This is a genomic window from Nocardioides sp. JCM 18999 (genome assembly GCF_055391175.1).
This window is the reverse complement of sequence record NZ_AP043887.1, coordinates 3,565,973-3,587,792: the sequence shown is the minus strand read 5'-3', so window position 1 is coordinate 3,587,792 and position 21,820 is coordinate 3,565,973. Positions and strand designations below refer to the sequence as shown.

21 protein-coding genes are annotated in these 21,820 nt (G+C 70.1%); 5 read left to right on the top strand and 16 right to left on the bottom strand.

Annotated features, from left to right (window positions below; genetic code table 11):
• Positions 1–9: 9 nt before the first annotated feature.
• Positions 10–2,829 (bottom strand): phosphoenolpyruvate carboxylase, encoded by a 2,820-nt coding sequence (ppc, locus tag ACZ5J1_RS17745; RefSeq protein WP_464560925.1) that lies wholly within the window; start codon positions 2,827–2,829, stop codon positions 10–12.
• A 13-nt stretch (positions 2,830–2,842) separates the two neighbouring features.
• Positions 2,843–4,177 (bottom strand): cytochrome P450, encoded by a 1,335-nt coding sequence (locus ACZ5J1_RS17740; RefSeq protein WP_464560923.1) that lies wholly within the window; start codon positions 4,175–4,177, stop codon positions 2,843–2,845.
• Positions 4,178–4,214: 37 nt separating this feature from the next.
• Between ACZ5J1_RS17740 and ACZ5J1_RS17735 the strand changes: the two genes are divergently transcribed.
• Positions 4,215–5,102, top strand: coding sequence for an LLM class flavin-dependent oxidoreductase (locus ACZ5J1_RS17735; protein ID WP_464560921.1), 888 nt, complete (start codon positions 4,215–4,217; stop codon positions 5,100–5,102).
• A 7-nt stretch (positions 5,103–5,109) separates the two neighbouring features.
• On the opposite strand, the gene ACZ5J1_RS17730 is transcribed toward ACZ5J1_RS17735, so the two are convergent.
• Entirely contained in the window at positions 5,110–6,345 is a 1,236-nt protein-coding gene (locus ACZ5J1_RS17730) for a lytic transglycosylase domain-containing protein (RefSeq protein WP_464560919.1), read from the bottom strand.
• A 257-nt stretch (positions 6,346–6,602) separates the two neighbouring features.
• On the opposite strand from ACZ5J1_RS17730, the gene ACZ5J1_RS17725 reads away from it, so the two are divergent.
• Positions 6,603–7,640 (top strand): hypothetical protein, encoded by a 1,038-nt coding sequence (locus tag ACZ5J1_RS17725; RefSeq protein ID WP_464560917.1) that lies wholly within the window; start codon positions 6,603–6,605, stop codon positions 7,638–7,640.
• On the opposite strand, the gene ACZ5J1_RS17720 is transcribed toward ACZ5J1_RS17725, so the two are convergent.
• From ACZ5J1_RS17720 to ACZ5J1_RS17705, 4 genes are read right to left on the bottom strand one after another with little or no spacing between them, the layout of a single operon-like run.
• On the bottom strand, positions 7,627–8,409 hold the full coding sequence (locus ACZ5J1_RS17720; RefSeq protein WP_464560915.1) for a MerR family transcriptional regulator: 783 nt from the start codon (positions 8,407–8,409) through the stop codon (positions 7,627–7,629). The two genes, ACZ5J1_RS17725 and ACZ5J1_RS17720, sit on opposite strands and share 14 nt — an antisense overlap.
• On the bottom strand, positions 8,403–9,167 hold the full coding sequence (locus ACZ5J1_RS17715) for an ABC transporter permease (RefSeq protein ID WP_464560914.1): 765 nt from the start codon (positions 9,165–9,167) through the stop codon (positions 8,403–8,405). Before ACZ5J1_RS17715 ends, ACZ5J1_RS17720 begins: the two co-directional genes overlap by 7 nt.
• Complete coding sequence (locus ACZ5J1_RS17710; RefSeq protein ID WP_464560913.1) at positions 9,164–9,937, bottom strand: ABC transporter ATP-binding protein; 774 nt, start codon at positions 9,935–9,937, stop codon at positions 9,164–9,166. The genes ACZ5J1_RS17715 and ACZ5J1_RS17710 overlap by 4 nt, the downstream gene beginning before the upstream one ends.
• A gap of 48 nt (positions 9,938–9,985) precedes the next feature.
• On the bottom strand, positions 9,986–10,549 hold the full coding sequence (locus ACZ5J1_RS17705) for a dihydrofolate reductase family protein (RefSeq protein ID WP_464560911.1): 564 nt from the start codon (positions 10,547–10,549) through the stop codon (positions 9,986–9,988).
• 68 nt (positions 10,550–10,617) lie between these two features.
• Here ACZ5J1_RS17705 and ACZ5J1_RS17700 point away from each other — a divergent pair, with 68 nt between their 5' ends.
• Positions 10,618–11,220: a hypothetical protein gene (locus ACZ5J1_RS17700; RefSeq protein WP_464560910.1), complete on the top strand. Its 603-nt coding sequence runs from the start codon at positions 10,618–10,620 to the stop codon at positions 11,218–11,220.
• A gap of 3 nt (positions 11,221–11,223) precedes the next feature.
• Here the strand turns inward: ACZ5J1_RS17700 and ACZ5J1_RS17695 are convergent, their stop codons facing one another.
• From ACZ5J1_RS17695 to dnaB, 3 genes are read right to left on the bottom strand one after another with little or no spacing between them, the layout of a single operon-like run.
• Complete coding sequence (locus ACZ5J1_RS17695; RefSeq protein ID WP_464560909.1) at positions 11,224–12,981, bottom strand: YncE family protein; 1,758 nt, start codon at positions 12,979–12,981, stop codon at positions 11,224–11,226.
• A gap of 6 nt (positions 12,982–12,987) precedes the next feature.
• Complete coding sequence (locus tag ACZ5J1_RS17690) at positions 12,988–13,806, bottom strand: lysozyme family protein (protein ID WP_464560907.1); 819 nt, start codon at positions 13,804–13,806, stop codon at positions 12,988–12,990.
• Between the two features lie 54 nt (positions 13,807–13,860).
• Positions 13,861–15,264, bottom strand: a complete 1,404-nt coding sequence (dnaB, locus tag ACZ5J1_RS17685) for a replicative DNA helicase (RefSeq protein WP_464564815.1) — start codon at positions 15,262–15,264, stop codon at positions 13,861–13,863.
• Positions 15,265–15,629: 365 nt separating this feature from the next.
• On the opposite strand from dnaB, the gene ACZ5J1_RS17680 reads away from it, so the two are divergent.
• Entirely contained in the window at positions 15,630–16,940 is a 1,311-nt protein-coding gene (locus ACZ5J1_RS17680) for an MATE family efflux transporter (protein ID WP_464560906.1), read from the top strand.
• A gap of 10 nt (positions 16,941–16,950) precedes the next feature.
• A complete protein-coding gene (locus tag ACZ5J1_RS17675) occupies positions 16,951–17,532 on the top strand; it encodes a DinB family protein (protein WP_464560904.1) in 582 nt (193 codons plus the stop codon).
• Between the two features lie 61 nt (positions 17,533–17,593).
• On the opposite strand, the gene rplI is transcribed toward ACZ5J1_RS17675, so the two are convergent.
• The 6 genes from rplI to ACZ5J1_RS17645 form a co-directional block, all read right to left on the bottom strand.
• Positions 17,594–18,046, bottom strand: a complete 453-nt coding sequence (gene rplI / locus ACZ5J1_RS17670) for a 50S ribosomal protein L9 (RefSeq protein ID WP_464560902.1) — start codon at positions 18,044–18,046, stop codon at positions 17,594–17,596.
• Between the two features lie 13 nt (positions 18,047–18,059).
• Complete coding sequence (gene rpsR / locus ACZ5J1_RS17665) at positions 18,060–18,296, bottom strand: 30S ribosomal protein S18 (RefSeq protein ID WP_008355445.1); 237 nt, start codon at positions 18,294–18,296, stop codon at positions 18,060–18,062.
• Positions 18,297–18,381: 85 nt separating this feature from the next.
• Positions 18,382–18,918, bottom strand: coding sequence for a single-stranded DNA-binding protein (locus tag ACZ5J1_RS17660; RefSeq protein WP_464560900.1), 537 nt, complete (start codon positions 18,916–18,918; stop codon positions 18,382–18,384).
• Positions 18,919–19,001: 83 nt separating this feature from the next.
• On the bottom strand, positions 19,002–19,289 hold the full coding sequence (gene rpsF / locus ACZ5J1_RS17655) for a 30S ribosomal protein S6 (protein WP_464560898.1): 288 nt from the start codon (positions 19,287–19,289) through the stop codon (positions 19,002–19,004).
• Positions 19,290–19,391: 102 nt separating this feature from the next.
• Positions 19,392–21,458 carry a heavy metal translocating P-type ATPase gene (locus ACZ5J1_RS17650; protein ID WP_464560896.1) on the bottom strand — a complete coding sequence of 689 codons (2,067 nt, stop codon included), beginning with the start codon at positions 21,456–21,458 and terminating at the stop codon, positions 19,392–19,394.
• Entirely contained in the window at positions 21,455–21,757 is a 303-nt protein-coding gene (locus tag ACZ5J1_RS17645; protein WP_464560894.1) for a metal-sensitive transcriptional regulator, read from the bottom strand. The genes ACZ5J1_RS17650 and ACZ5J1_RS17645 overlap by 4 nt, the downstream gene beginning before the upstream one ends.
• Positions 21,758–21,820: the final 63 nt, after the last annotated feature.

Genomic DNA, 21,820 nt, shown 5'->3' with positions numbered 1-21,820 from the left:
CCTTGCGGATCAGCCGGTGTTGCGTAGCCCGGCAGCGATTCCGTTGATGGTCAGCAACAAGGCGCGCTCCAGCTCGGGGTGCGGTTCCTCGTCGGCGCGGGTGCGAGCCAGCAGGGAGACCTGCAGGGCGTGCAGCGGCGCGAGGTAGGAGTTGCGCAGCTCGAGCGTGTGCCGCAGCACCGGGGCCGTCTCCAGCAGGGTCGACTGCCCGGTGATCGCCATCACCTCGGCCACGGTCCGGGCGTGCTCGGCCTTGATGATGTCGAAGACGTGCTGGTGCTCGGCGGGCACGAGCCCGGCGACGTACTCCGCCGCGAGGTCCAGGTCGGTCTTGGTCAGCGTCATCTGGACGTTGGAGAGGAAGGTGCGGAAGAAGGCCCACGAGCCGTACATCTCCCGCAGCGTCTCCTCGCGGCCGTCGGCGCGTGCGGCCGCGAGACCGGAGCCGACACCGAACCAGCCCGGCAGGTTGATCCGGGCCTGCGTCCAGCCGAAGACCCACGGGATGGCGCGCAGGTCGTCGAGCCCGCCCTCGCCGCCGGGGCGCTTGGAGGGACGCGATCCGATGTTCAGCTTGCCGAGCTCGTCGACCGGGGTGGAGGCGACGAAGAACGGCACCAGTGACCGGTCGGCGACGAGCGCCTCGTAGGCGACCTGACCCTGACCGGCGACCAGGTCCATGGTCTGGTTCCACCCGTCGAGGACGTCGGCGGGCAGCAGCGACGTGCGGTGCAGCAGTGACGCCTCGACGACGGCGGCCAGCGCACCCTCGAGGTTGTGCCGACCCAGGCCGGGCAGGGCGTACTTGTCGGAGATGACCTCGCCCTGCTCGGTGATCTTGATCGGACCCTCGAGGCTGCCGTACGGCTGGGACATGATCGCCTCGGCGGTCGGACCGCCACCGCGACCGACGGAGCCGCCACGACCGTGGAAGAGCCGCAGCACGACACCGTGCTTGCGGGCCACGTCGCGCAGCGCCCGCTGCGCGCGGTGGATGTTCCACTGGCTCGCCGCGATCCCGGCGCCCTTGGAGGAGTCGGAGTAGCCGAGCATGATCTCCTGGACGTTGCCACGTGCGGCGACGATCCGGCGGTACGTCGGCTCCGAGAGCAGGGCCTCGAGCAGCGGTCCGGCCGCCTCGAGCTCGGCGACGGTCTCGAAGAGCGGGGCGAAACCGATCCGCGCGGTGGCCGGGGTCTCGTCGTTGCCGGGGTCGACCAGGCCGGCCTCCCGGGCCAGCACGACGACCGCGAAGAGGTCGTCGACGTCGTGCGTCATCGAGACGATGTAGGTCTCGACGACGTCGGGACCGAACGTGTCGAGGGCGACCCGGATCGTGTCGAGCAGCTCGAGCGACGCCTCCGCGGAGGCACCCAGGCCACCGCGGACCGCACCGACCAGAGGACGACGGCTGGCCATCTCCTCGCCCAGCGCGAGGATCCGCGCGGGACGGTCGAGGTCGCCGTACGACGTCGTGCCGGGCTCCTCGATGCGAGCGAACAGCTCGGCCAGGGCCGCGTGGTGCTTGCCCGAGTGCTCCCGGACGTCCATCGTCGCCAGGCCGGCACCGAACGCGACCGCGGTGCGCAGCGTGCGCAGCAGGGCCCCGTTGGCGGTGAGCTCGTCCCCGCTGGAGAGCAGCGAGTCGCGGATCAGCTCGAGGTCGGCGACGACCTCGCTGAAGTCGAGGTAGTCACGACCGGCCTCGTGCGCCCGGCCCTCGGCCAGCCGCAGCGCGGTGGACTGGAGCCGGACCTTGATGAAGGTGAGCTTGCACCGGTACGGCTCCTCGGCGTTGAGCCGCTTGATCCGGTTCCAGGTGATCGGCAGCGCCGCCGCGTCGACGACCAGGCTGGCGGCGAGCTCGTCGCTCACCGGGACCACGCGGGTCGACGAGGTGAGCTGCTCCAGGAGTCCGTCGACCAGCTCGACGAGGGTCTCGAGGCCGGCCTGGAACTGCAGCCGGAGCACGTCGAGGGTGACCGTCGGGGTGACGTTCGGGTTGCCGTCGCGGTCACCGCCGGCCCAGGTGCCGAACCGGAGCGGTCGGGCGGTGGCGGGCAGCGTGATCCCGATCGAGCCGAGCTCGGCGTCGAGGTCGGCCAGCAGGTCGGGGACGACGTCGGTGGCCAGCGAGGTCAGGTAGTAGACCGCGGTGCGAGCCTCGTCGATCGGCTCGGGGCGGGCGACGCGAAGCTCGTCGGTCTGCCACAGCAGGTCGACCAGCTCGGCCAGCCGTCGCTCGTTCGACGCGCTGCCGCGGGGGTCGCCGAGGTCGTCGACGACGTCGCTCAGCATCCGCAGCAGGCGCAGCACGCTGCGCCGGCTGGCCTCGGTCGGGTGGGCGGTGAAGACCGGCCGGTACTCCAGGCGTCCCAGCACCTCGTCGACCAGCGGCCGGTCGAGGTCGCCGGCGATCAGGGCCTCGTCGATCCGTCCGACGGTCGCGGCGAACGGCCGCTCCTCGGTGGCGACGATCTCGCGCCAGCGGTGCAGCTGCTCGGTGGTGTTGGCCAGCTGGAAGTACGCAGCGAACGCTCGTGCGAGCGTGACCGCGGTGTCCTCGTCGACCTCGGCGAGGAGCTTGCGCAGCTCGTCGCTGTCGGGCTGACGGGCCAGGTGGCGGACCCGCTCGACGAGCTCGAGCAGCTCGGGTCCTTCGTGTCGGGCGAGCGCCTCGCCCAGCAGGGTGGAGAGCTGACGGACCGAGGCCCGCAGCGCGGTGTGGCGCTCGTCGGAGGCGACGCCGCCTCCGAAGACCGCAGGGTCAGGTCGGCGGCGGTCAGCATCGAGGATCTCCTCGACGGTCCGCCCGGTAGGGGTCGCCATGCAATGTCCTTGGTTAGACAGGTGCGCCGGTGGGCGCGAGTGCAACCGGCAGGGTCTGGTAGCCCCGCAGGATTCTGGTCGGACGCCTCGTTGCGCCTGGTTCCAGTCTCAGCTCAGGGAATCGGTCGAACAGGGTACGAAGACCGATCTCCCCCTCCATGCGAGCGAGCTGAGCGCCCAAACAGTAGTGCCTTCCGCCGCTGAAAGACAGATGCTCTCGCGCATTTGGACGCAACACGTCGAAGCGTTGCGGGTCCTCGAAGACCTGCGGATCGCGGTTCGCCGCCGCCAGCGAGACGGTGATCGGGATGCCTGCCGCGATGCGTGCCCCGCCGATCTCGGTGTCGACCGCGGCGGTCCGTCCGGTGAGCAGGACCGGCGGGTCGAGGCGCAGGATCTCGTCGACCGCGTTGGGCCACAGCTCGGGATCCTCCCGGAGCGTGGCGAGCTGCTCGGGATGCGCGGCGAGCAGCGCGATCCCGTTGCTCAGCAGGTTGACGGTGGTCTCGAAGCCGGCGGCCAGGACCAGCCCGGCGGTCGCCTTGAGCTCCAGCTCGGTCAGCCCGACGCCGTCCTCCTGGGCGGCGATCAGCTGGCTGAGCAGGTTGTCGCCGGGGTGGGCGCGGAGCCACTCCAGGTGGCCGGAGAGCCACGCGTCGAAGTCGATCAACGCGCGATCGACGTTGCGGTACGTCGACCAGGGCAGGCCGAAGTCGAGCGAGGCAGCTGCCCCGTCGCCGTACTCGAGAATCTTGTCGCGGTCGGCGGCAGGGACGCCGAGGATCTCGCTGATCACCGTGATCGGCAGGAGCCCGCAGTAGGCGGTGACCAGGTCGACCGGCCGGGTCGGGTCGTACCGGTCGGCCAACCCGTCGAGCAGCTCGGTGGCGACCTGCTGGGTGCGTTCGCGCAGCTGCTCCACGGCGCGCGCGGTGAAGACCCGGGTGACGAGCTTGCGGTAGCGGGTGTGGTCCGGCGGCTCGGTGACCAGCAGGCTCGGCGGCTCGATCGGGGAGAAGACCTCGCTGGCGACGGCCGCGTTGAGGCGGGCCATCCAGCTGTTCTGCACCGTCGGGATGCCGGCGTGGACGTCGTTGCTGGTGAGCACCTCCTTGACCAGGGCGTGGTCGACGGCGATGAAGCTGAACTTCCCGCGGTAGATCCCTCCGGCGGCGCGGATCCGGTCGAAGATCGCGTCCAGCTCGGGGCCCCGGGTGGGGTCGCTCGCGGTGAGGATCAGCTGGCCCTGCAGGTCGCCGGCCTTGGCGCCGCGCATGATCACCATCCGCAACAGGCCGTGCGAGAGTCCCCAACGGGCGAACGCCTTCGGTGGCCATGGCGGCTGCATGCGACCAATCTACGGGCCGCTGGATAGGCTCGCGAGGGTGAAGATCTCGCTGTGGCCGCACTCCTCCACCCCCGTCTCGGAGATCCTCGCCGAGGCGGCCTGGGCCGAGGAGAACGGCTGGCACGGCGTCTGGGTGGCCGACCACTACATGCCCGACACCGGCTCCACCGAGCGCAAGGACGGGCCGTACCACGAGGCCTGGTCGCTGCTGCCGGCCCTGGCCGTGGCCACCTCGCAGGTACGGGTCGGAGTGCTGGTCGCACCCACGACGGTGCACCACCCGGCGCTGATCGCCAAGCGTGCCGCGACGATCGACCACCTCGCCGAGGGTCGGATGGTGCTCGGCCTGGGTGCCGGGTGGCAGATCAACGAGCACGCCGCCTACGGCTTCGACCTGCGCGAGCCCAAGGACCGGGTCGACCGGTTCGAGGAGGCGATCCAGATCGTGCGGTCCTTGACCAGCGAGCAGCGGACGACCTTCCACGGCACGCACTTCCAGATCACCGACGCCCCCGCCGACCCCAAGCCGGTGCAGGAGCGGCTCCCGATCCTCGTCGGTACGGCGGGCCCGCGGATGCTGCGGATCACCGCGCGTCACGCCGACGAGTGGAACTCCTGGGGTGGCCCGTCGACCGCACTGCCGAAGCTGACCGCGCTGCGCGATGCGTGCGACGCGGTCGGGCGCGATGCCGGCACGATGTGGAAGAGCGCCAACATCATGTTCGACGTCGACGGGCGCCGACCGGCCGCGCCGGGCCGAGCCCTGACCGGGTCGCCCGACCAGCTGGCCGAGGCGTTCGGTGAGCTGGCCGAGGCCGGGTTCGACGAGCTGATCCTGCCGAGCTGGAACCTCGGCGAGGAGCTGGCGGAGCGGCTCGACGCGCTGACGGAGATCCGGACCGACGTCCTGGGTCAGCTCAGCTGATCCCTGATCAGTCCTCGGTGCGCGCCGCGGTGTCGTCCGGGGTCGGGTTCGCCGACGGCTGATCGGTGGGCTGCTCGGTCGGCTCCTCCGCGGGCTCCTCGCAGCTGTCGTCGACCGTCTCGTCGGCGGGCTCCGTGGTGGGCTCGTCCGTGGCCGGCTCGGTCGTGCAGGTCTCGCCGGGGTCCGTCGCCGGCTCGGTCGGCTGCTCCGTGGGCTCCTCCGACGGCTGCTCGGAGGGCTGCTCAGAAGGCTGCTCCGTCGGCTCCTCGGACGGCTCCTCGGTGGGCACGGTCGCCTCGGTCGGCTGGTTCGGCACTGCGGGCGGCTTCACCGCGGCCGTGTTCGTCGTCTTCAGCTTCTTGGTCTTCTTCGACTTCGCGACTACGGGCTGGTCGATCCGGGCCGAGGCGTTCACGACCGGTCCGAGACCCGGGTAGGCGAGCGCGCTGATCACCGTCCCGCCGCTGCCGAACCCGGTCGCGTAGGCGGCCGCATCGGCGAGCACGAGGTCGACGTACTTCTCGGAGTGGTTGTAGGTGAAGACGGCCGTCCGCTGATCCGCCGGGTCGGCGAGGTCCTCAGCCCCGGCGCACAGGTAGACGGCCGCGGCGAGCGCGGCGTCGTCGACGTCCTGCGGGTTGCGCTGACCGTCACCGTCGGCGTCGACCCCGACCGTGGTCCAGGTGGCGGGCAGGAACTGCATCGGCCCGACCGCCCGGTCCTGAGCGGGGTCGGCGTCGACCGCTCCGGCGTCGGTGTCGGCCACCACGGCGGGACCGTAGAGGGCGGGGGTGGCGAGGCCGGTCGGCGAGAGCTGGCCACCACCGGTGCGGCCGTGGTCGGACTCGACCTTGCCGATACCGGCAAGGAGCGACCAGTCCAGGTGGCAGGTCGGGTCGGCGCCGTTGATCACCGTGGCCGCGCGCTGGTAGGCGGCCAGGGCAGCGGCGGGGACGTCACTCCAGGACGCGGCCGCCGAGATCGTGGTCGACGTCGCCACGGGAGTCCACACGCTCGCCTGCGTCGTGGTCGCGACGGGCACCTGGAGCGCCGGGGCCGGCGTGGGCGTGACGACCTCGGTCGGAGCCTGCGGCGTCGTCGGTCCGGCCACCCGAGCCGGGTCGCCCCCGGGCCGGCTGACCCACCCCGTCGCGCAGAGCGCCACGATCGCGGTGGCGGTCAACAGCTTCGGTGCCAGACCGAGTCGCTGCCCGGCCGGGGCTCGGTGGTCGACGGGGTTCATCGGAGTCTCGCTTTGCAGTGGTGGTGCGGGTGGAACGCTGCGCCGCGGGGCCGAGAGGTGCAGACGCTAAAAAGTAAAGCAGCCAAGTAGACATTGGGTGAACAGGGGCCCAACCCGTGGTACGAACTCCTGTTGTCCGGTCCCCAAATTGTCCCGCGAATATGTGCCGACTCCAGACCGAAACGCAACCTCCCCCTATTTGGGGACCGTCCCGCACTACAGTTCGCGGATCACACGCTTGATCTCGGGAGGAAAGCATGAAGAAGAGCATTGCCGGACTGGCAGCAGGGAGCCTGCTGGTCGGCGCCATCGCGATCGGAGCCACGACCGGCCTGGCGCCGGCCGCCACCGCCGGAGGAGTGTCCTGCTCCCCGGCGACCGAATCGGCCCTGTTCCCGATGGACTCCAAGGCCCGCACCAAGGTCTCGGCCGCCCACGTCAGCCGGGTCGGCAACGCCTACGTCGCCACCGTGCGCCTGACCGCGGTCGCCGGGTCGGCCACCGCGGAGGTCACCAAGACGATCTGCCCCGACGGCAGCGGCGGCTACCCGTCGTCGGCCACCCAGTCCGCCTGGGACGTCCCGGGTGTCGCGACCAAGACGGTCACCCGACGCGCCGGATCGGCGAAGAAGGCAGCCAAGGCGGCCCGCACCGCGGCGGTCCGGGCGAAGGCGGCCTTCACGCGGTCCACGACGCGGCGCTCGGCCGATCTCGCCTCCTCGGCCGCACTCGCCCGCGCGGTCACCCTGGTGAACCGGGACCTGGTCACCTCCCGCGTCGTCTACCTGGTCCGTCGCGGCACCAAGCTCACCCTGGAGTCGCGCTCGATCGACGGGGCGTCGACCCTCAAGGTGCTGCCCAACGGCGACCTCGCCCTCACCGTGAAGCAGTGGAACGCCAAGGTCGACCCGGGCGCGACGCCGTGCATCACCAAGGCGCCGTCCTGGAACAACGCCTTCCTCGGCGGCGGTGGAACCGTGACCTGGTCCGGCGCGACGCCGACCGGCGTGACCGCACCCGCGGTCGCGGTGCAGAACATCGCCTTCTGGTCGGGGATCAGCCTGGCTGACTTCTCCGAGAACATCAGCGCCTCGTGGACCTATCGCACCGACTCCTCGGCCGGGGTCGCGAACCAGAAGGCGACGCCGTCGTCGCTGCTGTGCTTCAAGCCGACCGGTGCGGGCACCGACCCGGCGGGCACGCTGGTCATCCACGGGTTCCGGATCGGCACCGCGCAGAACGCGCTCGCTCAGGTCCTCGGCGCGCGCGTGCCGGCGATCCTCAACGCCGGCTGACGTCCTCGATCCGACGGATGTCGGTCCATCCGGTCCATCCCCGCTGCTCGACCAGCTCGAGCAGGTGGCCGGCAGCGGGGAAGGACTCGAGGAAGGCCGTGTCCAGCAACGCCACCAGCTCCGGGCTGATCGGGTGGTCGGGGACGTCGACGTCGGCCGCCTCGGCGGCAGCGGCCTCGATGAACGCGACCACCCGATCGGCCATGTCCGGCAGTCGCGGGTCCGAGGGCGTGCAGTCGGCCAGGTCACTCAGGTCGAGGTACAGCCGGCGCAGCTCCTCGTTCTCCAGGACCGCGTGCTTCATCGCCATCAGGTCGGCGACCTCGCCCGGCATCTGCGCGACGATCAGGATCCAGGAGTCCCGCTCGATCTCGACCAGCGACTCGGGGAAGCCGAGCTCCCGCATCCGGTCCAGGTAGGCCACGGCCTCGGGCGGCAGAGCGAGACTGTCGCCGGCCGCGAGCTGGGCGATCCGCTCCCGGTGGCGCTGGATCTCCCGCGCCTGGGCCCGCAGCCGCCGATCGATGTCCCCGATCGCCGCCGCGAACTCGTCATCACCGGCATCGAGGAGCTCCTCGACCCGCGCGAGCGGGACACCGGCATCGGCGAGGGTGCGAATCTTGATCAGCTCGACCACCGCGGCGGCGTCGTACCGCCGGTAGCCGGAGTGGTCCCGCTCGGGCTCCGGCAGGAGCCCCTTCGCGTGGTAGTGCCGGACCGCGCGCACCGTCACGCCGGCATACGCCGCGAGCTGGCTGATCGTCAGCACCTCACCCTCCTCCGGTACGTCGCCATGGCCAGTGTGTACGCCACGACCAGCAGGAGCACGCACCAACCCACGGCGATCCAGCCTTCGGAGCCGACCGGCTGCTGGGTGAACAGGTCCCGGATGGTGTTGACGATGGGCGTCACCGGCTGGTGCTCGGCGAACCACTCCACGGGTGCGGGCATGCCGTCGGTGGGCACGAAGGCGGAGCTGATGAAGGGCAGGAAGATCAACGGGTAGGAGAACCCGCTGACCCCGTCGACCGACGAGGCGGTGAGCCCCGGGATGACCGCGAGCCAGGTCAGCGCGAGCGTGAAGAGACCCAGGATGCCGAGCACGAGCAGCCAGGCGCCGAGGCTGGCGCTGGTCCGGAAGCCGATCGCGAACGCCACCAGCACCACGAGCGCGAGCGAGATCAGGTTGGCGACCAGCGAGGTCAGGACGTGGCCCCACAGCACGGCGGAGCGGGCGATCGGCATCGACTGGAGTCGCTCGAAGAGGCCGCTGGAGACGTCGGTGAAGAGTCGGAACGCGGTGTAGGCGATCCCGGAGGCGACCGTGATCAGCAGGATCCCCGGCAGCAGGTAGGTGACGTACTTCGTGCTGCCGACGTCGATCGCGCCGCCGAAGACCCAGACGAAGAGCAGCAGCATCGCGATCGGGGTGATCGCGGTGGTGATGATGGTGTCGGGGCTGCGGCTGATGTGGCGCAGGGAACGGCGGGTCAGGACGACGGTGTCGGACAGGGCGTGGTTGCTCATGCTGCTTCTCCTCCCACGATCGCCAGGAAGATCTCTTCCAGGCTCGGTTGCTTCTCGACGTACTCGACGGTGGCGGGCGGGAGCAGGCCGCGGAGCTCGGCCAGCGTCCCGTCGGCGATGATCCGGCCCTGGTGCAGGATCGCGATCCGGTCGGCGAGCTGCTCGGCCTCGTCGAGGTACTGCGTGGTGAGCAGCACGGTGGTGCCGCGGCCGGCGAGCTCGCGGACCGTGGCCCGGACCTCGTTGCGCGACTGCGGGTCCAGCCCGGTGGTGGGCTCGTCGAGGAACAGCACCGGCGGGTCGCCGATCAGGCTCATCGCGATGTCGATCCGTCGCCGCATCCCTCCGGAGTACGTCGCCACCCGTTGGTCGGCGGCCTCGACGAGGTCGAACCGGGCGAGCAGGTCGTCCGCGATCGCGCGCGGATCGGCCAGGTGTCGCAGCTGGGCGACGAGGATCAGGTTCTCCCGGCCGGTGAGGACCTCGTCGACGGCGGCGAACTGGCCGGTCAGGCTGATCACCTGGCGCACGGTCTCCGGGTCGGCGGCGACGTCGGTGCCCATCACGGTGGCCGTTCCCCCGTCGGCGGCGAGCAGCGTCGCGAGGATCCGGATGGCGGTCGTCTTCCCGGCCCCGTTGGAGCCGAGCAGCGCGTAGATCGACCCGACGGGCACGGTCAGGTCGACACCGCGGAGCACGGCCTGGTCGCCGTACGACTTGGTGAGTCCGGTGAGTTCAATGGCTGCCGGTCCAGCTGGTGTGGAGGTCATGGAACAACCCTCCAACCCTGACGCTAGGTCAAGGTCAAGCACCTCTTTTCAGCGTCGCACCCGGTAACGCAGCGCGAGCAGTCCGGAGTCGAAGGTGCGCGAGCCCACGAGCTCCAGATCGACCCGTCGCTGCTGGTGGGCGAAGAACGGGGTCCCGCCTCCGACGAGCACCGGGTGGACCCGGACCCGGTACTCGTCGATCAGGTCCGCCGCAGCGGCCTCGGCCGCGAGCACGGCACCGCCGATCGCGATCTCGCCCTCGTCGGACTCGGCCCGCAGCCGGGCGATCTCCTCGACCACGCCGCCCGTGGCCAGGCGCGTGGCGTCGCCGGCGACCTCGGTCAGCGTGTGGGAGAAGACCACCTTGGGCAGCGGGTTCCACAGTCCCGCCCACTCCCGTTCGGTGTCGTCGAACGTCGCCGGATCAGCCGTCTCCCAGTAGCGCATCGTCTCGTAGAGCCGGCGACCCATCAGGTGGACGCCGACGCCGCGGATCTCGTCGAGGGCGAGCTGCATGACCGTGTCAACCGGTCCGCCCCAGTCGATGCCGCCGTCGGCGTCGGTGATGAATCCGTCCAGGCTGGAACTCATCGAGAAGGTGACCTTGCGCATCGGGGCCTCCGGGCGTGAGGTGGTCGGTGGGGGGAGATCACCACCAACCTTCGGCCTGAGGGGGCCACATGTCCATCACCGCGTCCATCGCATCATCCATCCGTCGACACCCGCACGTGATCGGCTACACGCTGGTCATCCTGCTCGCCACCAGTGGCACCGCCACCGCTGCCGGCGCGCTCCACATCCACTCGCGCGACATCGTCAACGGTCAGGTCAAGACCGCCGATCTCGGCAAGAACTCCGTCACCAGCGCCAAGGTCCGCGAGAACGCGCTCACCGGCGCCGACATCAACGAGCTGTCGCTCACCAACGTGGGCAACTCGGTCGCCCTGGCCGGGCTGCCGGGGGCGGCGTACGCCCGCGCGCCGCGCGTCGTCTTCAACGTCGGGGTGGCGAACACCATCCAACCCGCCGAGTGCCTCGTCGTCTTCGCCTTCGGCGTGGGTGCTGCCGGCGACGCCGGGAAGATCGTGTCCGGCTTCATCACCGACGCGGGTGGAACGAACCCACCACCTGACCTCAACAACCTGACGCTGTTCCTGCCGGGGACGGTGTTCAAGACCAGCCAGGGCGGCACGATCGGGTTCATCCAGGTCTGCAACCCGACCACCTCGGTCAAGAACCTGCCGGCCGGGTGGCAGCTGAAGACCAAGACCTTCGTCGGCTGATCCTCAGCCGAGGAACCTCGCCGGGATCGTGCCGTACCGCACCCGCTGCGGGTGGTTCCCCACGTCGAGATAGGCCAGCTCCTTGCCCGTCTTGAAGTCGATCACGGCCACCGCATCGGCGTCCGACAGCGAGGCCCAACAGGTGTCGCCGAGGCCTTCGGTGGTCCAGTACGGCTTGCCGTAATAGTGCCCGGTCGTCTTCTGGTCGAGCGTGGTGAAGCGCCCCGACGCCCGGTCGACCATCGCGACGTAGTCGTCCATCGTCCCGGCGGCGCAGAGCTTGGTGCCGGCCTCGTTGATCGACAGACCGTGGTGCGCGGAGTCGTTGACGTACTGCTCGGGCAGGGCCTTGGTCCGCTTCGGGAGCGGGATCACCCGCTTGACCGCACCGACGCGCGGCTCGGGGATGTCGCCGGTGGAGTAGTCCACCTTCCCGTTGAGATCCTTGGCCTGGGTGTCGAACTCGACGATCCCGTGCAGGAACGACATCTGGAAGTAGATGTAGCGCTCACCGGGGGCGATCGCCATCGGCCGGACCGCCGACGACACGGTGTCGTAGCCGGCCTCGGCCATCTCCTTGCCCATCTCCCAGCGCTGGAGCACCTTGAAGGACTTGTTGTCGACGATCTCGAACCAGCGGTCGCCCTTCACGGCGTCGTGGATCGGCCCGATCTTGATCGGCGGCAGCTTGTCGGTCCCCGGGATGAGGCCGCTCGGCAGACCCAGCGGGTTGAGCAGGTAGTCGTCGAGGGTCTTCCCGGACAGGGCGGTGGTGTCGCCCGGCAGGTACACCCGGCCGATCGAGGCGTGGTAGATCCGCTTGCCGTCGTCGGAGTAGTTGTTCTCGTGCGGGGTCTCCCCCGACTCGAAGGTCCGCAACCGCTTGCCCGTGGTCGGGTCACCCAGGCCGCCCATGGCGAACTCGATCACCTGACGCTGGGTGGAGTCGGAGACCAGCAGTCGGGTCCCGTCCGGGGAGACCCCCATGTGGTCGGTGCGGAAACCGTCCATCTGCTGCTCGGCGACAACCTTGGCCACCCCGGTCTTGAGCGCGGTCTCGAGGTCGAGCCACACGACGTCACCCAGGCTCGGCCGCGACACGGCGAGGAGCCGGCCGTCGTTGGTGGTGAACATGTCGTCGACGAGCTGGTCGTTGCCCTCACCGGGGCCGTAACGAACCAGGTAGTAGAGCGCCAGCCGATCCGGCTTGGACCGGATCGCGGCGATCTCCGCGTCCTTGTCGGGCACCAGGTTGATCCCCTTGCGCAGCACCTTGAACGTGGTGGCGTCGACGATGGAGGCGGTGCCGTCCCAGTTGTTGCCGACGATCATCACCTCGCGCATGCGCGCGCCGACACTGACCGTCCGGGAGGGGGAGACCCGGGCGAGGTACGTCGTCCCGTGGGCCTTCAGCCGCTGGACCCGTGCCCGGTAGAGGCTTTTGCCCTCCCCCGGAGAGACGAGCCGGCCCGCGAAGCGTCCGCCCTTGCCGGTGCGGACTGTCTTCACGGTGCGCCAGGTGACGCCCTTGGTGGTGGTGTACCTGCGCTGCAGGTGGACCTTGGTCCCCACCGGCGTGCGGGTGACCCGGCCCTTGAACGTGACCGGGCTGCCCTCGGTGGTCGTGGCCGCGACCGTCAACGAGATCGTGCGGCGGACGTCGGCGCTGGCCGAGTCGACCCCGACCACACCGACGATCGTCGCCACCAGGACGGCGACGACGAGGAGAGCTCCGTATTTCCAGGTGGCACGAGTCAGCACAGGGGTCTAACGACGAGCGTGCCGCGAGGACACTCCGCGCGTGGCCCTGGCGTGCTGTTCCGCCTTCGGCTTCTTCGGTGGATCCTCGAGCAGGATGGTCGAGAAGCCGCGCGGCGCCTGCTCCGCCCGCGCCCGGGCGTAGGCACGCATGATGCGTCCGACGAGGTCGACGTACGTGGTCGAGCTTCGGTAGCTGCGCACCGCAGCCTGTCGCCCTGGCTGCTTGGCGAGGTCCTGATCGGCGTTGCAGAGCAGGACGCTCAAGCCCAGGGCGGCGTCGTCGAGGTCCCGTGGGTCTCGGCGCCCGTCGTCGTCGGCGTCGACCGCGATCCGGGTCCAGGTGGCCGGTTGGATCTGCATCGGACCGACCGCACGGTCATAGGTCCGCTTGCGGTCCCACCGCCCCGCGTCGGTGTCGGCGGTCCGGACTCCGCCGTTCACCGGACGGCGACCGTGGTCGGACTCAACCTCCCCGATCGCGGCCACCAGCGTCCAGTCCAGGTGGCAGTCCCGGTCGGCCGCGTTGACCAGGGTGGCCGCGCGCTCGTAGGCGGCTCGCGCCACCTCCGGGAGGTCCGATGCCAGGCTGGCCGGCTTCGTCCAGGCGGCGGGACGCGTCTCTGTCGCGCTGGCGACCTCGATCGGGTACGCGACGAACGGCGGCGGTGCGGCGATGACCGGCATCGGCGCGACCTGAGGCGGCGCGATCGGCGCCTCGGGGCGCTGGCTCCAGCCGAACAGGCACAGCGCGGCGACCGGGAACACGGCGAGGAGCTGGGGGCGCACCTCGAAGGGCTGCACCTCCAAGGACCGTGACCGTGTCATGGAGGAACGTTCGGCGTCGAGCATTCACCCCTGAGGGGTCGGGGCAGAGGTCGGTCAGTGCGCCATGTCGACGAAGCGGCTGTAATGACCCTGGAACGCGACGGTGATGTCGCGGGTGGGGCCGTTACGGTGCTTCGCCACGATCAGGTCGGCCTCACCCGGGCGGGTGGACTCCTTCTCGTACACGTCCTCGCGGTGCAGCAGGATGATCATGTCGGCGTCCTGCTCCAGCGAGCCGGACTCACGCAGGTCGGCGGCCATCGGCTTCTTGTCCGCGCGCTGCTCGGGTCCACGGTTGAGCTGCGACAGCGCGATGACGGGGCAGTCGATCTCCTTGGCCAGCAGCTTGATCTGGCGGGAGAACTCCGAGACCTCGAGCTGACGGGACTCGACCTTCTTGCCGGACGACATCAGCTGCATGTAGTCGATCACGATCAGCTTGAGGTCGTGCTTCTGCTTGAGCCGACGGGCCTTGGACCGGATCTCCATCATCGTCATGTTGGGGGAGTCGTCGATGAACATGGGCGCCGCCGAGACGTCGCCCATCTTGCGGGCCATCTTGTCCCAGTCCTCATCGGTCATGTTGCCGTTGCGGATGTGGTTGAGCGGGATCTTCGCCTCGGCGCTGAGCAGACGCATCGCGATCTCCGCGCGCGTCATTTCGAGGGAGAAGAAGACGCTGGCCAGGTTGTTGTGGATCGACGCCGCCCGGCAGAAGTCCAGGGCGAGTGTCGACTTACCCATGGCGGGACGCGCGGCGACGATGATCATCTGGCCGCCGTGGAAGCCGTTGGTCAGCTCGTCGAGGTCCGCGAACCCGGTCGGCACCCCGTAGATGCCCTGCTCCCGGTTGGCGATCGCCTCGATCTCGTCGACCACGTCGTGCATGAAGTCGGCCAGCGGCGCGTAGTCCTCCGAGGACCGCTTCTCCGCGATCTTGAAGACCTCGGCCTGGGCCTCGTCGACGATGTCGTCGACGTTGCCCTCGGCGGCGTACCCGATCTGCACGATGTGGGTGCCGGCCTCGACCAGACGACGGAGCACGGCCTGCTCGCGGACGATCTCGGCGTAGAAGCCGGCGTTGGCAGCGATCGGCACGTTGGCCGTGAGGGTGTGCAGGTACGGCGCCCCGCCGATCTTGAGCAGCTCACCGCGGCGCTCGAGCTCGCGACCGACGGTGACGATGTCGACGGGCTCGTTGCGACCGTAGAGGTCGATGACGGCGTCGTAGATGGTCTCGTGCACCGGCCGGTAGAAGTCCGGCCCACGGAGCACCTCCGCGACGTCGGCGATCGCGTCCTTGGAGATCATCATCGCGCCGAGGACGGACTGCTCGGCGGCCATGTCGTGCGGCGGGGTGCGGTCGCCCTGCTTCGTCGGGCGCTCACCCGGCTCGTACGGCGCGGGACCGTCGCCCCAGTCGTCGTATGCGGGCTCGACCAGATCCCCATCGGTCATGCTCATGCGCGAGACGCTAGAGCCCGGCACCGACCAAAGCGAACTTGCGCGTCATAAATCCCGAAAGTTATCCACAGGGGGGTGGGGATAACTGGGGACAACGTGGGGACGACACGCGAGGCACTGTGCACAGACTGGGGAGGACGGTGTGGAAGTAGTTGTAACTGGCGTCACATTCAACTCTCTGACCTGCGGAAACGTGTGTCACTCGGTGTGGATCTCGAATACATTCGGGCGTGTCGCGTTCACCGTCCCGTCAACTGGCCGTTAACCGCCTGTTTGTCGACAATGAGGCAAGGACCGTCCCAATCCACAGGTTCGGCCCACTTATCCACCGGCGTGACCAGCACCGATAACCTGCCGTCATGAGACGGGGGATCGACCGTGAGATCGCCCGCCTGGCGCTCCCCGCCTTCCTCGCGCTGGTCGCCGAGCCGCTCTTCCTGCTGGCCGATGCAGCCATCGTCGGCCACCTCGGCACCGCCCCGCTGGCCGGACTCGGCGTCGCCGGCGTCGTGCTCCAGTCGGTCGTGGGGATCTGCGTCTTCCTCGCCTACGGCACCACCGCGAGCGTCGCGCGGCGGGTCGGCGCGGGGGACCGGCGCGGAGCCCTGAGCCAGGGCATCGACGGCCTCTGGCTGGCGATCGTGATCGGGGTCGCGATCACGATCCCGACCGCCCTCTTCGCCGAGCCGCTGGTCCGGCTCATCGGAGCGGAGGGGGAGGTCGTCACCCAGGGGGCGACGTACCTCCGGATCGCCGCCTTCGGGATCACTCCGCTCCTGATCATGCTCGCCGGCAACGGGGTCCTCCGCGGCCTCCAGGACACCCGGACCCCGCTGGTCGTCGCCGTCGGCGCCAACCTGGTCAACATCGTGCTCAACCTGGCCCTGGTCTACGGCCTCGACCTCGGCATCGGCGGCTCCGCCCTCGGCTCCGTGATGGCCCAGGCCCTGGGGGCCGCCGCCTTCCTCGTCGTCGTGGTCCGCGGCGCTCGCCGCCACCAGGTCGGCCTGCGCCCCGACGGTCCCGGCATCCGGGCCGCGGCCCGCGGCGGTGTCGCCCTGGTGATCCGGACCCTCACCCTGCGCGCGGCGATCCTGATGACCGCGTTCGCCGTGACCCTGGCGCACGGCCCGCAGGCCGCCAACCTGGCGGCGTACCAGATCGCCGGAACGCTGTGGACCTTCCTCGCGTTCGCGCTCGACGCGATCGCGATCGCCGCTCAGGCGTTGACCGGTCGCGCTCTCGGCGCAGGGGACCGGACCCTCACCCGGGAGCTGACGAACCGGATGATCCTGTGGGGCGCTGTCAGCGGGGTGGTGACCGGGCTGCTGCTCGCCGCGTCGATCCCGTGGGTCGGTCACGGGTTCACCTCCGACCCAGCGGTGCTCGACCTGCTCCCCGGGGTGCTGCTGATCGCGGCGATCTCCCAACCGCTGTGCGGCGTGGTGTTCGTGCTCGACGGTGTGCTGATCGGCGCGGGCGACGGTCGCTACCTCGCGGCGGTCGGGCTCGTCCTGCTCGGCGTCTACGCGCCGCTGATCCTGCTGTGGCACCCGACCCTGGCCGCCGTGTGGGCGGCGTTCAACTTCGTCTTCCTCGGCGGCCGGTTCCTGGTGCTCACGCTGCGGGCCCGCACGGAGACCTGGATGCGGGTCGGCGCCGCGGCCTAGTCTCGAGTCCATGCGCCGCGACCTGACCGGACACCTGATCTTCCAGCTGAACAACCAGCGCGACGCGCTCCTGTCGAAGCTCGACGGCCTCCCCGAGCGCGAGCTGCGACTGCCCCGGACACCGACCGGCACCAACCTGCTCGGGATCGTGAAGCACTGCCTCAACGTCGAGCACGGCTACTTCGGCCCGACCTTCGGGACGGTGATGCCCGACCCCGCGGGCCTGCTCGAGCTCAGCGACTACGACGCCGACCCCCAGGTCGACTGGTACGCCAGTGAGGACGAGACCGCCGCCGGCCTGATCGAGCTCTACGGCCGGGTGCGCGCCTTCGCCGACGCCCGGATCACCGAGCTCGGCCTCGACGCCCCCGGGGTGGTGCCGTGGTGGGGCGAGGAGCACCGCGACGTCACGATGGGCCAGATCGGTCTCCACGTGCTCGAGGACCTGGCCCGGCACGCAGGCCAGGCCGACATCCTGCGCGAGCAGGTCGACGGAGCGGTCGGGTTCTGGGGCGACGGGGACAACCTGCCCGCGGGCTACGACTGGCCGGCGTACGTCGCCAGGCTGACCGCGCTCGCCGACCAATTCTGAGGCCGGAAATGACACGAGGCCCGCCCCCCGAAGGGAGCGGGCCTCGCGTGCGTCAGACGATTCAGCCAGCGACGACGTTGAGGGCGACCTGGGCCGACACCTCGTCGTGGAGCTTGACCGAAACGGTGTGCGAACCGAGCGCCTTGATCGGGTTGCCGAGCACGATGCCCCGCTTGTCGATCGCCTCGCCGGCAGCAGCCGAGAGAGCCTCGGCGACGGCGGTCACGGTGACGGAGCCGAAGAGACGACCCTCCTTGCCAGCCTTGACCTTGAGCGCCACCGGAGCGGCCTCGAGCTTGGTCTTGACCTCGCCGGCGTGGTCGGCGTCGCGCAGGGCACGAGCGGCACGAGCAGCCTTGATGGTCTCGACGGTCTTCTCGCCGCCACGCGTCCAACGGATCGCGTCGCCACGCGGGACGAGGTAGTTACGGGCGTAGCCGTCCTTGACCTCGACGATGTCACCGGCGGAGCCGAGACCGGCGACCTCCTGGGTCAGGATGATCTTGGTAGCCATGTCAGAACTCCTCTCAGCGACCGGTGGACGTGTAGGGCAGCAGGGCGACCTCGCGCGCGTTCTTCACCGCGATGGCGACGTCCCGCTGGTGCTGGACGCAGTTGCCGGTGACCCGACGAGCACGGATCTTGCCGCGGTCGGAGATGAACTTGCGGAGCAGGGTGGCGTCCTTGTAGTCGACGCCAGTCGCCTTCTCCTTGCAGAACTGGCAAACCTTCTTCTTGGGCTTGCGAATCACTGCCTTGGCCATTGTGGTGCTTCCTCTCTAGAAGCCCGGCCCCAGATCTGGGTTGTGCCGGAATGGGTAAGGATTCGAATAAGGGTTGATCGAAAGATCAGAACGGGGGCTCGTCAGAGCCGACGCCGGGTGCGCCCCACGGGTCGCCCGCGGCAGCAGCAGGTGCCGCCGGGGAGGCCTGGGTCGCCCAGGGGTCGTTGGAGACCGGAGCAGCGGATCCACCGGCGGGCTGACCGCCACCGAATCCACCGGACTGGCCACCGGACTGACGGCTGGCGCGAGTCACCTTGGCGGTGGCCCACGTCAGCGACGGGCCGACCTCGTCGACCTGCAGCTCGTTCACGGTGCGCTTCTGGCCCTCGCGGTCCTCGTAGGAACGCGACACCAGTCGACCCTGAACGATGACCTTGGTCCCACGCGTCAACGACTCCGCCACGTTCTCAGCAGCCTGGCGCCAGACCGAGCAGCGCAGGAACAGGGTCTCCCCGTCCTTCCACTCATTGGTCTGCCGGTCGAACTGCCGAGGCGTCGAAGCCACGGTGAAATTGGCAACCGCGGCACCCGAGGGGGTGAAGCGGAGCTCGGGGTCGTCGGTGAGGTTGCCGATGACGGTGATGATGGTCTCGCCAGCCATGTTCTCGTCCTTCGTCTCGATCAGTGGTCCGTGTGGGGCCCATCATGTCGGACACGTCCGACAGGTCCACCCGGACCGGGGGATCACTTGCCGGGGCGGATGACCTTGGTGCGGAGGATCGACTCGTTCAGCGTGAGCTGACGGTCGAGCTCCTTGACGGTCGCAGGCTCGGCGTTGATGTTGACGATCGCGTAGATGCCTTCGGCATTCTTCTTGATCTCGTACGCCAGCTTGCGGCGGCCCCAGACGTCAACCGTGTCGACGGTGCCACCGTCGTTGCGGACCACGTTGAGGTACTTGTCGAGCGACGGAGCGACGGTGCGCTCGTCCAGGCTCGGGTCGAGGATGACGACCACTTCATATGCGCGCATATGCGTTCCTCCTCCTTCGGACTCATTCGGCCACGGGATCTCCGCGGCAGGAGGTGCGATGCGTTGTTCCCGGTCGGATAGGCCGACTGAGAACGGTTCAGGCTACTTGAACCGTCGGAGGCGCAGCGAATTGCCGATCACGAAGACCGACGAGAACGCCATCGCGGCACCCGCGATCATCGGTTCGAGCAGCCCGGCCATCGCGACCGGGATCGCCACCACGTTGTAGGCGAAGGCCCAGAACAGGTTGCCCTTGATCGTCGCCAGCGTGCGCCGGGCGAGCCGGATCGCGGTCGGCGCCTTGCCGGGGTCCCCGCTCATCAGCGTCAGGTCGGACGCCTCGATCGCGACGTCGGTGCCCGTCCCCATCGCGATCCCCAGGTCGGCGGTCGCCAGGGCGGCAGCGTCGTTGACCCCGTCACCGACCATCGCCACCACCCGGCCCTCGGCCTGCAACGCCTGTACGGCGGCGACCTTCTGCGCCGGGAGCACCTCCGCGATCACGTCGGACTCGGCAATGCCGACCGTGGCAGCGACCCGGAGCGCGACCGAGCGGGCGTCGCCGGTGAGGACGATCGGGCGCAGCCCGAGTGCGACCAGGTCGGCGACCGCGGCCGCCGCGCCGGGCTTGATCTCGTCGCGCACCGTGATCGTCCCGCGCCAGCGGCCGTCCCAGACCACGTCGACCGCGGTCTCCCCGACGGCGGCGGCGGAGCGGGCGACGCTGACCCGCACGCCCTCCACGGTCCCCTCGACGCCGACCCCGGCGGTCGCCCGGAACTCCGAGACCGGGGGGATCGGCCCGTCAGCGGCCTCGACGATCGCCCGGCCGATGGGGTGCTCGCTCGCGGCCTCGACGGCCGCGGCTCGCCGCAGCACGTCGGCCGCCTCGATCCCGCGGGCCGGCTCCACCGAGGACACGGCCATGACGCCGGTGGTGAGGGTGCCGGTCTTGTCCAGCACGACGGTGTCGATCGTCCGGGTGGACTCCAGCACCTGCGGCCCCTTGATCACGATCCCGAGCTGGGCGCCGCGCCCGGTCCCGACCAGCAGGGCGATCGGCGTGGCCAGTCCCAGCGCGCACGGGCAGGCGATGATCAGCACCGCCACCGCGGCGGAGAAGGCGTCGGCCCAGGAGTCACCCAGGATCGCCCAGCCGGCGAAGGTGGCCAGCGAGAGCGCGATCACGACCGGCACGAAGACGCTCGCGACCCGGTCCGCCAGGCGCTGCACCTCGGCCTTGCCGGTCTGGGCCTGCTCGACCAGTCGCGCCAGCTGGGCGAGCTGGGTGTCGGCCCCGACCGCGGTGGCCCGCACCACGAGCCGGCCGCCGCTGTTGATCGCCCCGCCGACCACGGCGGAGCCGACGCCGACCTCGACGGGGACCGGCTCCCCGGTCAGCATCGAGGTGTCGACCGCGGAGGCCCCCTCGATCACCTCGCCGTCGGTGGCGACCTTCTCGCCGGGTCGGACCACGAAGACGCTGCCGACGGTCAGGTCCCCGACGTCGGGGGCACCGAGCTCGAGCAGGGCCCGCAGCGCCGCACCGGCGCGGCGCTTGGTCCGCGACTCGGCGTACTTGCCGGCCAGGATCAGGGTGGTGACGCCGGCGGCGGCCTCGAGGTAGACCGCCTCGGAGCCGACCACGATCGCGACGACCGACCAGCCGAAGGCGGCCAGCACCCCGACCGAGACCAGCGTGTCCATCGTGGCCGCGCCGTGGCGGGCGTTGCGCAGCGCGGCGGCGTGGAAGGGCCACGCACCCCACAGCGCCACCGGGGTGGCCAGGGCCAGCGAGACCAGCTCCCACCCGTCGAAGTGCAGCGCGTGCACCATCCCGAGCAGCACGACCGGCACGGTCAGCACCGCGCTGAGCAGCAGCCGGCGCAGCAACGCGCGGCCGGGCTCGGCGGACCCGGCGGAGTCATCGGGCGACACCGCAGCGGACGTCCGCACGGACGCGTCGTACCCCGCCGCGCTCACCGCCGCGAGCAGGCGGTCGACGTCGTACCCCTCGGGGATGTCGACGTGTGCCTTCTCCAGCGGCAGGTTCACCGTGGCGCTGACGCCGTCCAGGCCGTTGAGCGCGCGCTCGACCCGTCCGGCGCAGGACGCGCAGGTCATCCCGGTGATGTCGAGATCGACGCCCGGGGACACGGGGGCACTCATGAGCGCACCAGCCTCGCGATCGCGTCACTGGCCTCGCGGATCTTGGCGTCCGCCTCGGGGCCGCCGTGCTGGATGGCTTCCGCGACGCAGTGCCCGAGGTGCTCGTCGAGCAACCCGATCGCCACCGACTGCAGCGCCTTGGTGGCCGCGGAGATCTGGGTGAGCACGTCGATGCAGTAGGTGTCGGACTCGACCATCCGCTGCAGACCGCGGACCTGGCCCTCGATCCGTCGCAGCCGCTTGAGGGTGTCGTCCTTCTTGCCTGCTGCGACGTATCCGACGTGCTGGTGCTCGGTCATGCGTTCCACAATACCCCCGGGGGGTATCAAATCAAGGGCTGACGGAAACGCCTCGACCGCCTA

What these genes read in the sequence shown, in the direction of transcription:
- ppc (WP_464560925.1), bottom strand. Translation starts at nt 2,829, where the DNA reads ATGGCGACCCCTACCGGGCGGACCGTCGAGGAGATCCTCGATGCTGAC.
- ACZ5J1_RS17740 (WP_464560923.1), bottom strand. Translation starts at nt 4,177, where the DNA reads ATGCAGCCGCCATGGCCACCGAAGGCGTTCGCCCGTTGGGGACTCTCG.
- ACZ5J1_RS17730 (WP_464560919.1), bottom strand. Translation starts at nt 6,345, where the DNA reads ATGAACCCCGTCGACCACCGAGCCCCGGCCGGGCAGCGACTCGGTCTG.
- ACZ5J1_RS17725 (WP_464560917.1), top strand. Translation starts at nt 6,603, where the DNA reads ATGAAGAAGAGCATTGCCGGACTGGCAGCAGGGAGCCTGCTGGTCGGC.
- ACZ5J1_RS17715 (WP_464560914.1), bottom strand. Translation starts at nt 9,167, where the DNA reads ATGAGCAACCACGCCCTGTCCGACACCGTCGTCCTGACCCGCCGTTCC.
- ACZ5J1_RS17710 (WP_464560913.1), bottom strand. Translation starts at nt 9,937, where the DNA reads ATGACCTCCACACCAGCTGGACCGGCAGCCATTGAACTCACCGGACTC.
- ACZ5J1_RS17705 (WP_464560911.1), bottom strand. Translation starts at nt 10,549, where the DNA reads ATGCGCAAGGTCACCTTCTCGATGAGTTCCAGCCTGGACGGATTCATC.
- ACZ5J1_RS17700 (WP_464560910.1), top strand. Translation starts at nt 10,618, where the DNA reads ATGTCCATCACCGCGTCCATCGCATCATCCATCCGTCGACACCCGCAC.
- ACZ5J1_RS17690 (WP_464560907.1), bottom strand. Translation starts at nt 13,806, where the DNA reads ATGACACGGTCACGGTCCTTGGAGGTGCAGCCCTTCGAGGTGCGCCCC.
- dnaB (WP_464564815.1), bottom strand. Translation starts at nt 15,264, where the DNA reads ATGACCGATGGGGATCTGGTCGAGCCCGCATACGACGACTGGGGCGAC.
- ACZ5J1_RS17680 (WP_464560906.1), top strand. Translation starts at nt 15,630, where the DNA reads ATGAGACGGGGGATCGACCGTGAGATCGCCCGCCTGGCGCTCCCCGCC.
- ACZ5J1_RS17675 (WP_464560904.1), top strand. Translation starts at nt 16,951, where the DNA reads ATGCGCCGCGACCTGACCGGACACCTGATCTTCCAGCTGAACAACCAG.
- rplI (WP_464560902.1), bottom strand. Translation starts at nt 18,046, where the DNA reads ATGGCTACCAAGATCATCCTGACCCAGGAGGTCGCCGGTCTCGGCTCC.
- rpsR (WP_008355445.1), bottom strand. Translation starts at nt 18,296, where the DNA reads ATGGCCAAGGCAGTGATTCGCAAGCCCAAGAAGAAGGTTTGCCAGTTC.
- ACZ5J1_RS17660 (WP_464560900.1), bottom strand. Translation starts at nt 18,918, where the DNA reads ATGGCTGGCGAGACCATCATCACCGTCATCGGCAACCTCACCGACGAC.
- rpsF (WP_464560898.1), bottom strand. Translation starts at nt 19,289, where the DNA reads ATGCGCGCATATGAAGTGGTCGTCATCCTCGACCCGAGCCTGGACGAG.
- ACZ5J1_RS17650 (WP_464560896.1), bottom strand. Translation starts at nt 21,458, where the DNA reads ATGAGTGCCCCCGTGTCCCCGGGCGTCGATCTCGACATCACCGGGATG.
- ACZ5J1_RS17645 (WP_464560894.1), bottom strand. Translation starts at nt 21,757, where the DNA reads ATGACCGAGCACCAGCACGTCGGATACGTCGCAGCAGGCAAGAAGGAC.